The organism is Cerasibacillus quisquiliarum, assembly GCF_014202495.1.
Lineage (GTDB): Bacteria > Bacillota > Bacilli > Bacillales > Amphibacillaceae > Cerasibacillus > Cerasibacillus quisquiliarum.
Genome location: NZ_JACHHA010000003.1, coordinates 104,025 through 116,234 on the forward strand (window position 1 = coordinate 104,025; position 12,210 = coordinate 116,234).

The following is a 12,210-nucleotide window of genomic DNA, read 5'->3' on the forward strand; positions in this document are numbered from 1 at the left end:
GTGGATGGATCTATCATGAGAAAAACGAAAGCAGAAAGACAACGTTTATTAAAAGAAACGATTGAATATACACCTTTTATTACAGATGAGGAATTGGCTAAAATTTTTGAAGTCAGTATCCAAACAATTCGACTCGACCGAATGGAATTGAAAATTCCAGAATTACGTGAGCGAATTAAATCTGTTGCTAAATTACAATGGAATGAACAAGTTCGTGCTCTTGCTGTCGAAGATATTGTTGGTGAAGTCGTTGATTTAGAACTTGATAAAAAGGCGATTTCAATTATGGATATAGGCCGTGAACATGTGTTTACAAAAAAGAATATTGCGCGTGGTCATCATATTTTTGCCCAAGCCAATTCATTAGCAGTTGCTGTTCTCAATGATGAACTAGCATTAACAGCGAAGTCGAATATTAGATTCATTCGACAAGTTAAACAAGGGGAACGTGTAGTTGCTAAAGCAGTTGTAAAAAAACAAACCGATAAAGGCTTAACGATTGTACAAGTTGATAGTTTTGTTAATAATGAACAAGTCTTTACCGGAGAATTCCATATGTATCGTTCAAGAGATTCGATAGATTAATCATATGGATGATATTTTGTAATAAAAGGAGATACAAATTATGAAATTAGCAATCGATGCCATGGGTGGTGACCACGCACCAAAAGCAATCGTAGAAGGTGCTATGGAAGCCATTAAGCAAAAGGAAAATCTCGAAATTACTTTAGTCGGTGATCGGTTACAAATTGAACCATTTCTAACAGATAGTCATCGTATCGATATATTACATACAAGTGAAGTGATAACAGGTGATGATGAGCCTGTTCGAGCCGTACGTCGTAAAAAGAATGCATCGATGGTTCTTATGGCAAATGAGGTGAAGGAAAATCGTGCAGATGCATGTGTCTCAGCGGGTAATACGGGTGCCTTAATGAGTTCTGGGCTTTTTGTTGTTGGACGTATTCCTGGTATTGCTCGTCCGGCATTAACGCCTACATTTCCCACTCTTGATGGTAAAGGCTTTTTAATGCTAGATGTTGGAGCTAATGTCGATGCTAAACCTCATCATCTCGTACAATATGCAGTGATGGGATCTATTTATGCAGAAAAAGTAAGAAAGATAGCTAAACCAACAGTTGGTTTGTTAAATGTCGGGACAGAAGATGGAAAAGGAAATGATTTAACGCGTCGTGCTTTTCGTCAATTACAACATACTCCTATTCATTTTATTGGTAATGTAGAAGCGAGAGATTTGTTAAATGGCGTCGCAGATGTAGTCGTAACAGACGGATTTAGTGGAAATATTGCTTTAAAAACAATAGAAGGTACAGCAATATCAATGTTTCAAATGTTGAAGGATGTTTTCTATTCTTCTGTGAAAACAAAATTAGCCGCAGGTCTTATGAAAAATGAATTAAAACAATTAAAAACAAAACTTGACTATACAGAATATGGTGGTGCGGGTCTTTTTGGATTAAAAGCACCTGTTATTAAGGCTCATGGTTCTTCTAATGCACGTGCAATTGTAAGTGCAATCGAACAAGCTTGCCATATGGTTGAGTATCAAGTAACAGATACGATGCAATCAACTCTTGAACAAATCAAAGGACAGGAGGAAAACAAATGAAGTCTGTTGCATTTATGTTTCCTGGACAAGGTTCACAAACAGTCGGCATGGGTCAAGACATATATGAGCAGTTTCCGACTGTCCGGGACATGTATGATAAAGCAAATACTATTTTAAATAAAGATTTAAAACAGATGATGTTTCATGGTCCAAAAGAGCTGTTAACAGAAACAGAAAATGCTCAGCCAGCGCTCGTGTTATCTAGTATAGCTATTTATGAATTATTAAAACAAGAAGGTATCACACCACAAGCGACAATCGGTCATAGTTTAGGAGAATATAGTGCCCTTGTTGCAGCTGGCTCACTTAAATTATTTGATGCTTTACCTTTAGTTGCCACACGAGGAAAATTAATGGAAAAAGCTGTACCAAAAGGTGAGGGAACGATGGCTGCTGTCTTAGGACTTGACATCGATTCAATCGAGGAAATACTCACAAACTTAACTGATGAAGTCGTTGATATAGCTAATTTAAATTGTCCAGGACAAATCGTTATTTCAGGCACAAAAAGAGGTGTAGACATTGCCACAACACGATTGAAAGAAAAAGGAGCGAAGCGTGTGATCCCGCTTCATGTTAGTGGTCCCTTTCATTCACGATTAATGAAGCCAGCAAGTGAACAATTTAAAAAAGACCTTTCAAAAACGCAAATCAATGATGCTATGATACCAGTCTATGCTAATGTAACAGCGGAGCCAGTGAAAGAAAGTGAAATAATCGAATCGCTATTAATTAAACAACTGTATTCTCCGGTTCGTTTTGAAGAATCCATAAAGAACATGATTGCTTCAGGTATTGACACCTTTGTTGAATTAGGAAGCGGGAAAGTGTTAAGAGGCTTAGTTCGAAAAATAAACCGTAAAGTCCAAACATTTTCAGTTGATAATCAGGCATCATTACACCAATTTATCGAGTGGTATAAAAAGGAGGAGTAACTAAATTATGTTAACTGATCAAGTTGCTTTAGTAACAGGTGCATCCCGAGGTATTGGACGAGAGATTGCATTGGAACTTGCCCGTCATGGAGCACATGTTGCTGTCAACTATGCGGGCAGTAAGGAAAAAGCAGAGTCTGTTGTTCAGGAAATCGAATCACTTGGGAGAAAAGCAATCGCTATCCAAGCTGATGTAAAAGACGAACAAAGTGTAAAAACAATGGTGAAAAAAGTAACTGATACGTTTAATCGGCTAGATATTCTTGTTAATAATGCAGGGATTACGAAAGATAATTTAATCATGCGTATGAAAGAGAAGGACTTCACTGACGTCATTGATACGAATCTAAAAGGTGTCTTTCTCTGTACAAAAGCTGTTGCACGAACAATGATGAAACAAAGATCAGGACGCATTATTAATATGGCATCTATTGTCGGTGTGACAGGTAATCCAGGTCAGGCGAACTATGTTGCTGCAAAAGCCGGTGTCATCGGATTAACAAAAACTACAGCAAAAGAACTCGCATCTCGAAATATTTTAGTAAATGCTGTTGCCCCTGGCTTTATTACAACAGATATGACAGCGGTTTTAACTGATGAACAGAAAGAAGATATGTTAAAACTGATACCTTTAACTAAACTTGGTCAACCCGAACATATTGCAAAAGTTGTTCGCTTTTTAGCATCAGATGATGCAAGCTATATAACAGGACAAGTTATACATGTTGATGGCGGTATGGTGATGTAAAAGTTCATGATATCCATTGCATTGTAAGCTGATGTTAACTATGCTTTATGTTGAAAGGAGGTGAAAGAGATGGAAGATATTTTTGAAAGAGTTAAGAAAATCATCGTTGATCAGCTTGACGTTGAAGAAGAAAAGGTAACAATGGAAGCATCTTTTATTGATGATCTTGAAGCTGATTCATTAGATGTTGTTGAACTTGTTATGGAGTTAGAAGATGAGTTTGATATGGAAATTGCTGATGATGAAGCGGAAAAAATTCAAACGGTTGGAGATGCTGTCAACTACATAAACAGCAATCAATAAAATTAAATTTAACACAAGAGAAGAAAGTCTTGCCATTGCAAGGCTTTCTTCCAATTATTATAATGGGAGGTGAAACATATGGATATATCCCAAATTGAAAAGAAACTTGGCGTTACTTTTAATAATCCTGAACTACTTAAACAAGCATTTACACATTCATCCTATGTGAATGAGCATCGAAAAGATAATTATGCAGATAACGAGCGTTTAGAGTTTTTAGGTGATGCAGTTCTCGAGTTAGGAGTATCACAATATTTATTTCGCTCAATGACTGATAAGCCAGAAGGTGAAATGACTAAATTAAGAGCTACCATCGTTTGTGAAGCTTCACTTGAACGTTATGCTAGAAAGCTTAATATCGGAAAATATTTACGATTAGGTAGAGGGGAAGAACAAACTGGTGGCCGAGAACGGTCCGCCAATTTGGCTGATGCGTTTGAAGCTTTGTTAGGAGCATTATATTTAGATCAAGGTTATTCTGCGACACTACAGTTTTTGGAAACGCATGTTTTTCCTGACATATCAACAGGTGCTTTTTCGCATGTGATGGATTATAAGAGTCAATTACAAGAAGTTGTTCAAAAACATAAAAACCATTCTATATACTACCATATTGCCGATGAACTTGGTCCATCGCACCATAAACAATTTATTGCTGAAGTAAACATTAATGGAGAAGTAAAAGGCAAAGGAAAGGGTAGAACGAAGAAAGAAGCGGAACAATTTGCTGCTAAAGAAGCATTAGAAAATTTACGTGAGCATAAGTCTTAAGAAGTGGAAGACTTCCTAGACCCGGTATACCAGGTCTAGGTGATGTCTTTTAAAATAAACATTTAAATTCTTACCTTGCGCAACTCATCTAGGAAAGCTTGTGCTTCAAGCGCTGTTAAGTTCCCTTTTAGTTTAATCATATCGTACATCGCTTTAATGTCATTGTATTTCTCAAGATTATAATCTTTTGGATCTAGAAGTCCGCGATTTGCTATATTCAAATCATTGCCTAGCTCAGTTAATATGACTTTTAAATTTTCTACTGACGGATGTTCTAAATTCACCCCTGTCACCTCACTCATTACTAATCTATTTTATAAAACAATTCCTTCCCTAATATACCTTATGATAAAATAAATACAGTTAAAAGCCAAGCATCGTCTTTGATAATGATTTGTTAAGATATATGTTAAGGAGAATAGTTATGCATTTAAAAAGGTTAGAAAGCATCGGATTTAAGTCATTTGCAGAAAGAATTAAAGTAGATTTTGTACCTGGTATGACAGCAATCGTCGGACCTAACGGAAGTGGAAAGAGCAATATAACAGACGCGATTCGCTGGGTATTAGGAGAACAATCTGCTAAATCACTTCGCGGAGCAAAAATGGAAGATATTATTTTTCAAGGAAGTGATACACGGAATAAATTAAATGTTGCAGAAGTAACCTTAGTTCTTGATAATAGTGATCAAACTTTGCCCCTCGATTATGAAGAAGTAAGTGTTACTAGAAGAGTATATCGTTCAGGAGAAAGTGAGTTCTATATTAATAAACAAGCTTGTCGTTTAAAAGACATTATCGATTTATTCATGGATTCTGGATTAGGTAAGGAAGCATTCTCCATTATTAGTCAAGGGCGTGTAGAGGAGATTCTTAGCTCGAAAGCAGAAGAACGTCGTGTCATTTTTGAAGAAGCTGCTGGTGTTTTAAAATATAAACAACGAAAAAAACAAGCTGAATTTAAACTTGCTGAAACGGCTGAAAATTTATATCGTGTCGAAGATATTATTTATGAAATTGAACAACAACTAGATCCATTAAAAAAACAAGCTGAAATAGCTAAGACGTATAAAGCATTACGAGAACAGTTGAAACATCATGATATATCACTACTTGTAACAGAAATTGATCAGCTACACTGTTCATGGAAGCAGTTAAAGGAAAAATATGAACATGATATATCAGAAGAACTACGACTTAAAACATATATTCAGAAAAATGAAGCTGTTATCGTAGAAAAACGTCAAGCTGTTGAACAATTAGATAAAGAAATTGAACAACATCAAAGTAAATTGCTAGAAATAACACAGAAATTAGAACAAGCAGAAGGACAAAAAAATTTACTTCATGAACGGACGAAGCATATTAGTGAAAACAAAGAAAAACTAATCGAACAGCAAAAGGATCTAAATGAACATCGAGCTAGATTAGAAAAACAACTAGCTAAAGAGAATCAAACATTAAATGAACTAAAAATAGAAAGAGACGATATTAAATTAAATGTTCGACAATTAGAAAAAAAACTGTCCTATAATATTGAAGATATCGAAAACAAGCTTGAACAATTGAAGGCAGAATATATAGAATTCTTAAATCAACAAGCGGCAGATAATAACGAAAAGCAATCGATTGAACAGCAATTATTACAAATAGAAATAAAAGAAAATAAATTAGATGAAAGAAAGGCATCACATGATCATTTAAATAAACAACTAACATTTGATAAAGAAACTGCCCAGAACCATTTAGAAAAACTGCAAGAACAATACCAAAAAAATGAACAAAAACACGCACGTTTAAAAAATGACATCGAAAAACTTACTAAAAATGTACAAGTGGCAAACGAAAAGCTAGTCCAATATGATCGAATCATTAATAAGTTGCATTCAAAGAAAGAAATGCTCGAAGAAATGAAGAAAGACTTTCAAGGTTTTTATCATGGAGCTAAATCTGTTTTGCAAGCTTGGCGGAGAGGACATTTAAAAGGGATACATGGACCAGTTATTGATATCATTTCAGTACCACATCAATATACATACGCTATTGATACGATACTTGGTGCCCAAGCTCAACATATTGTGACGACTGATGATATAGCAGCCAGACGTGCAATTCAATGGTTAAAGGATACAAATAATGGACAAGCGACATTCCTACCGCTAAAGTCGATTCAAGAGCGTTTTGTTCCTAATCATCTCCGTCAGATGGCAGAATCACATCCAGGTTATGTAGGTATTGCATCAGAACTTGTGCATACTAAAGCCCCTTACGAAAAAGTTATTAGACACTTAATGGGACATGTCATTGTTGCTAAGACATTGAAAGATGCTAATGATATTAACCGCATCACCGAGCGTAAGTTTAGAATTGTTTCATTAGATGGTGATGTCGTTTTTCCAGGCGGCTCGATGTCAGGAGGGGCTAAGCGCAAACAATCTCAATCTCTTTTTACAAGAGATATGGAGATTGATGAACTCACTCAACAATTAACAAAGTACAATGAAAAACGCAAAACGTTTTTGTTGCAATTAGAAAAGAAACATGCAAAACTTATGCAATTTAAAAAACATTATCAAACAATTGAGGCAGGTTTGTATTCAGATTACCAACAAGTTCAAGAAGCCTATACGAAAGTAAAACAATTGGAAACGAAGTTACAAACTACGGAAGAAAGTCAACACGTACTTCAACTTGAACTTGAACAATTAATATCAGATAAAGAGTATTTACAAAAACGAGATAAAGAAATGGCGAATCGGCTTCAAAAAAGTCGTATAAAGCTTGAAACAATTAATCATCAGATCGAGCAGTTGACAAGAGAAAAAGATTCATTCTATGAAAATCAAGAAGGGCTGAAGCAAGACTATCAGAAAGCGAGAATTTTGCTTGCTGAAAAGGAAGAAAGGACTAAACATCAATTTAATCAAACTGAATCAATCAAGAGACAGATAAAAGCATATAAGCAGGAATACGATCAAATAACATTTGAGTTAAGTCGCTTGACGGAAGCGGACAAAATACAACAGTCACACGCAACAGTTCTAAAAACGATCAAACGACTAACAACGGAAAAAGAACAATTAATCAAAACTATACAAACAAAACGAACATATCGAATGAAAGACACAACATATATTCAAGATCAAGAACGAGAATTAAAAGAAGAAAAGAAAATATTACAAAAATTATCTGATCATGTAACAGAACATAAAGTTCAGTTAAATCGCTTAGATGTCGCCCTCGAAAACAGACTCAGTCATTTAGAAACAGAATATACGATAACATTTGACAAAGCTAGTGAACTGTATGAAAAATTAGATGATATCGAAGCTGGAAAGCGCAAAGTCGACGAAATCAAAGCACAAATAAACCGCTTAGGAACTGTGAATCTTGGTGCTATTGAAGAGTATGACCGCATATTGCAACGATATGAATTTCTGACAACACAACAAAAGGACCTAGTCGAAGCAAAGCAAACATTGTATGATGTTATAGATGAAATGGATACAGAAATGAAGCGATTATTCAATGAAACATTTTCACAAATTAAAGTGGAATTTGGTATTGTATTTAAACAGTTATTTGGCGGTGGACGAGCTGAACTTCAATTAACCGATCCAAATAATTTATTAGATACTGGTGTAGACATTATTGCGCAACCTCCAGGAAAGAAATTACAAAATTTAGGACTTTTATCAGGGGGTGAGCGAGCACTAACTGCTATTGCTCTATTATTTGCCATTTTACGTGTTCGTCCGGTTCCATTTTGTGTTTTAGATGAAGTCGAAGCTGCGTTAGACGAAGCAAATGTTGTACGTTTCGCAAAATATGTTAAACAACATAGTCATGATACACAATTTATAGTGATTACACATCGAAAAGGTACGATGGAAGAAGCTGATGTTTTATATGGGGTGACAATGCAAGAGTCAGGTGTATCACGATTTGTTTCCGTTCGCCTTGAAGAATCAGAACAATTTATTAAAGCCTAAGAAGGGATGATTGTATCAATGAGTTTTTTTAAGAAATTAAAAGCGAAATTTACTGGAAAAGAAACCGAAAAGGTATCGAAAAAATATAAAAAAGGAATGGAAAAAACAAGGCAAACGTTTTCCGGTCGTATTAATGACCTGATTGCCCGTTATCGAAAAGTCGATGAAGATTTCTTTGAAGAGTTGGAAGAAGTCCTAATTACAGCTGATGTCGGTGTTATGACTGTTATGGATTTTGTTGACGAATTGAAGATGGAAGTAAAGCGAAGAAATATTAAAGAGACTGAGGAAGTAAAAGCGGTGATATCGGAGAAGCTCGTAGATATTTATTATGGAGATGAAGAAGACCATATAGAACAACTTCATCTATCAACAGAAGGTTTATCTGTCATTTTAGTTGTTGGAGTTAATGGAGTAGGGAAAACGACATCGATTGGAAAATTAGCCCATCGGTTAAAACAAGAAGGTAAGCATGTTGTTTTAGCTGCAGGAGATACGTTTAGGGCAGGTGCGATTGAACAATTAGAAGAATGGGGTAAACGAGCAGATGTTGAAGTTATAAAACAGAGAGAAGGTAGTGACCCTGCTGCAGTTATTTATGATGGTATTCAAGCAGCAAAATCACGTCATGCTGATGTATTAATTTGTGATACAGCTGGACGCTTACAGAATAAAGTAAATCTAATGAACGAGTTAGCAAAAGTTAAGCGTGTTATTGAACGTGAAGTTCCAGGTGCACCTCATGAAGTTCTTTTAGTACTAGATGCGACAACTGGACAAAATGCTCTAAGTCAAGCTAAAACATTTAGTGAGGCAACTGATGTGACAGGTATTATTTTAACGAAATTAGATGGAACAGCAAAAGGTGGTATTGTCTTAGCGATTCGTAATGAACTCAATATACCTGTAAAATATGTTGGACTTGGAGAGCAAATGGAAGATTTACAAGTGTTTGACCCACATGCGTTTGTATTCGGATTGTTCGCAGATATGGTAGAAGAAGACGAAGATAAAGATAACGAATAAAAGAATACTTGACAATACATCTTTATAATAGCTATTATTATGTAAAGGATTTTCACTTAACAAGGGATGAATGATATGTTAGAACGGACAACACGCATTAATTTTCTGTTTGATTTTTATCATCCGCTTTTAACTAAGAAACAACAAACATACTTACAAATGTATTATCTAGAAGATTATTCGCTCGGTGAAATATCCGACATACATGGAGTTTCTCGGCAAGCGATATACGATAATATTAAACGTACAGAGAAGATGTTGGAGACTTACGAACAAAAACTTCAACTATATGAAAAATTTCAAAAGAGAAATCGTTTGTTACAACAACTTGATACTTTACTACGTGAAAAAGAAATGACTAGTGCATACGAACTATTGAAACAAATAAAAGCTTTAGACTAGGGGGTTATGTTATGGCGTTTGAAGGATTGGCCGAACGATTACAAGATACGATAAAAAAAATAACAGGTAAAGGGAAAGTATCTGAACAAGATGTTAAAGAAATGACACGAGAAGTTCGGCTTGCATTATTAGAAGCAGATGTTAACTTTAAAGTTGTTAAAGATTTAATTAATCGCATTAAAAAACGTGCTGTAGGTCAAGAAGTTATGGAAAGTCTAACTCCTGGACAACAAGTTATTAAAGTTGTTAAGGAAGAATTAACAGAATTAATGGGTGGCGAACAAAGTAAAATCGCTGTCGCAGATCGCTCCCCTACTGTTATTATGATGGTTGGTTTACAAGGTGCCGGTAAGACGACGACTTCAGGTAAGTTAGCAAATTTATTAAGAAAAAAACATAATCGAAATCCGATGCTTGTTGCGTGTGACGTTTATCGTCCTGCTGCTATCACTCAATTACAAACATTAGGAAAACAGCTCGATATGCCTGTTTTTTCAATGGGTACAGATGCAAATCCAGTTGATATAGCTGTGAAAGCGATAGAGAAAGCGAAAGAACAACATCGTGACTACGTCATTATTGATACGGCAGGACGCTTACATGTTGATGAAAATTTAATGAATGAACTTATCGATATTAAAGACGAAGTTAATCCTGACGAAATCCTTCTTGTCGTTGATGCTATGACGGGTCAAGATGCAGTTAATGTAGCAAAAAGCTTTGATGAAACACTAGATATTACAGGCGTTGTTCTTACGAAATTAGATGGAGATACACGTGGTGGTGCAGCTCTCTCTATTAAAGCAGTCACTGGCAAACCGATCAAATTTGCAGGTATGGGTGAGAAGTTAGATCAATTAGAACCATTCCACCCAGATCGTATGGCTTCTCGTATTTTAGGTATGGGTGATGTACTAACATTAATTGAAAAGGCTCAAACAACGGTAGATGAGAAACAGGCACGAGAGCTTGAAGAAAAAATGCGAACGATGTCCTTTACATTTGATGACTTTTTAGAGCAAATGGCCCAAGTGAAAAAAATGGGACCATTAGAAGATTTAATATCAATGATACCTGGTATGAATAAAGTGAAAGGTCTTAAAAATGTGCAAATTGATGAGAAACAGCTTGATCATATCGAAGCGATTGTTTATTCGATGACGAAAGAAGAACGTCAAAATCCAGAAATTATGAATTCTAGTCGTAAAAAACGAATTGCCAAAGGATCTGGAACGACGGTTCCACAAGTGAATCGTCTACTCAAACAATTTAATGATATGAAGAAGATGATGAAACAAATGACAAACATGCAAAAAGGTAAAAAAGGCAAAGGATTTAAATTTCCTTTTATGTAATGTAAAAACACTTTACAGCCTCAGATATTTCTGATACAATTTAAAACTGTGAAAACTAAATGAAGGAGGTGTCGATTCATGGCAGTTAAAATTCGTATGAAACGTATGGGTGCAAAACGTAACCCATTTTATCGAATCGTTGTAGCTGATTCACGTTCACCACGTGATGGTCGCTCCATTGAACAGATTGGAACGTACAATCCTGTTAGCGACCCAGTTGAAGTGCAAATTGACGAAGAGAAAGCTTTAAAATGGCTTATGAATGGTGCGCAACCGAGTGACACAGTTCGTAACCTTTTCTCTAAGCAAGGCATCATGAAAAAATTCCACGAGCAAAAAAATCAAAAATAAGAGTGTGATATCATGAAAGCCCTGATTGAAACGATTGTGACGCCTTTAGTTGATTATCCAGAACATATTTCTGTGACGAAATCGGAAGAAGATCGGAAAATCGTTTATCATCTAACAGTCAATGAAAAGGATGTAGGGAAAGTTATTGGAAAAAACGGTCGGATAGCTAAAGCAATTCGTACGCTTGTCTATGCGAATAAAACCAATACAAACAAACGCATTTATCTTGATATTATGTAAGGGAGAGGGAAGATTCCCTTTCTCTTTTTAATATCGTATTTTGTTTGAAAGGGGCTTTGTTAAGTGAAGATTATTAAAAAAGTCCAAGTGAAACAAATCGTTACTGAAAAGAGTAAAAATAAATTAAAAGAGCGATTTTATCATCAGAAAATGCGACTTGAACAAGAGTGCCAACAGTTGTTATTCGAACAAAGAAAACTTGAAAATAAAGCGTTCTTATCTAAAGGAGAAATTAAAGAACGATTTCAACAAGAAATATCTAAGCGTAAAGAAGAGATGGCATTAATTGATTTTAAACTAGAACAATTAAAAATGATTGCAATAGGTAGTGAAATGATAGAAGATGAAGTTGAAGCTCTTGTTGAGGTTAAAGAAGGAACGCATTGGAAAGAGTTTATGAAAGAGCAAGCGATTGTTTTACAAGACGATATTGTTATTCGAATTGATAAGTAGTAGGT

General features: G+C 35.4%; 14 protein-coding genes. 13 read left to right on the plus strand and 1 reads right to left on the minus strand.

Annotated features, from left to right (window positions below; translation table 11 throughout):
* The first annotated feature begins 15 nt into the window (after positions 1-15).
* From fapR to rnc, 6 genes are all read left to right on the plus strand, one after another.
* On the plus strand, positions 16-585 hold the full coding sequence (gene fapR, locus HNQ35_RS05040; protein ID WP_146935614.1) for a transcription factor FapR: 570 nt from the start codon (positions 16-18) through the stop codon (positions 583-585).
* Between the two features lie 40 nt (positions 586-625).
* Entirely contained in the window at positions 626-1,630 is a 1,005-nt protein-coding gene (plsX, locus tag HNQ35_RS05045) for a phosphate acyltransferase PlsX (protein ID WP_146935616.1), read from the plus strand.
* Positions 1,627-2,565, plus strand: coding sequence for an ACP S-malonyltransferase (gene fabD, locus HNQ35_RS05050; RefSeq protein WP_146935618.1), 939 nt, complete (start codon positions 1,627-1,629; stop codon positions 2,563-2,565). The genes plsX and fabD overlap by 4 nt, the downstream gene beginning before the upstream one ends.
* Before the next feature lie 7 nt (positions 2,566-2,572).
* A complete protein-coding gene (gene fabG, locus HNQ35_RS05055) occupies positions 2,573-3,313 on the plus strand; it encodes a 3-oxoacyl-[acyl-carrier-protein] reductase (RefSeq protein ID WP_146935620.1) in 741 nt (246 codons plus the stop codon).
* Positions 3,314-3,382: 69 nt separating this feature from the next.
* Positions 3,383-3,616, plus strand: coding sequence for an acyl carrier protein (locus HNQ35_RS05060; protein ID WP_146935622.1), 234 nt, complete (start codon positions 3,383-3,385; stop codon positions 3,614-3,616).
* A 78-nt stretch (positions 3,617-3,694) separates the two neighbouring features.
* Entirely contained in the window at positions 3,695-4,387 is a 693-nt protein-coding gene (rnc, locus tag HNQ35_RS05065; protein ID WP_146935624.1) for a ribonuclease III, read from the plus strand.
* A gap of 62 nt (positions 4,388-4,449) precedes the next feature.
* On the opposite strand, the gene HNQ35_RS05070 is transcribed toward rnc, so the two are convergent.
* Positions 4,450-4,671: a DUF1128 family protein gene (locus HNQ35_RS05070; RefSeq protein WP_146935626.1), complete on the minus strand. Its 222-nt coding sequence runs from the start codon at positions 4,669-4,671 to the stop codon at positions 4,450-4,452.
* Between the two features lie 140 nt (positions 4,672-4,811).
* Here HNQ35_RS05070 and smc point away from each other — a divergent pair, with 140 nt between their 5' ends.
* The 7 genes from smc to HNQ35_RS05105 all read left to right on the plus strand — a co-directional run bounded on the left by smc (position 4,812) and on the right by HNQ35_RS05105 (position 12,205).
* Entirely contained in the window at positions 4,812-8,378 is a 3,567-nt protein-coding gene (gene smc / locus HNQ35_RS05075) for a chromosome segregation protein SMC (protein ID WP_146935628.1), read from the plus strand.
* A gap of 18 nt (positions 8,379-8,396) precedes the next feature.
* Positions 8,397-9,404 carry a signal recognition particle-docking protein FtsY gene (ftsY, locus tag HNQ35_RS05080; protein WP_146935631.1) on the plus strand — a complete coding sequence of 336 codons (1,008 nt, stop codon included), beginning with the start codon at positions 8,397-8,399 and terminating at the stop codon, positions 9,402-9,404.
* Between the two features lie 75 nt (positions 9,405-9,479).
* Positions 9,480-9,806: a putative DNA-binding protein gene (locus HNQ35_RS05085; protein ID WP_146935633.1), complete on the plus strand. Its 327-nt coding sequence runs from the start codon at positions 9,480-9,482 to the stop codon at positions 9,804-9,806.
* 11 nt (positions 9,807-9,817) lie between these two features.
* Positions 9,818-11,161, plus strand: coding sequence for a signal recognition particle protein (gene ffh, locus HNQ35_RS05090; RefSeq protein WP_146935635.1), 1,344 nt, complete (start codon positions 9,818-9,820; stop codon positions 11,159-11,161).
* A 78-nt stretch (positions 11,162-11,239) separates the two neighbouring features.
* Positions 11,240-11,512: a 30S ribosomal protein S16 gene (rpsP, locus tag HNQ35_RS05095; protein WP_146935637.1), complete on the plus strand. Its 273-nt coding sequence runs from the start codon at positions 11,240-11,242 to the stop codon at positions 11,510-11,512.
* A gap of 12 nt (positions 11,513-11,524) precedes the next feature.
* Positions 11,525-11,752 carry a KH domain-containing protein gene (locus HNQ35_RS05100; RefSeq protein WP_146935639.1) on the plus strand — a complete coding sequence of 76 codons (228 nt, stop codon included), beginning with the start codon at positions 11,525-11,527 and terminating at the stop codon, positions 11,750-11,752.
* Between the two features lie 63 nt (positions 11,753-11,815).
* Positions 11,816-12,205 carry a YlqD family protein gene (locus HNQ35_RS05105; protein WP_146935641.1) on the plus strand — a complete coding sequence of 130 codons (390 nt, stop codon included), beginning with the start codon at positions 11,816-11,818 and terminating at the stop codon, positions 12,203-12,205.
* Positions 12,206-12,210 lie beyond the last annotated feature (5 nt).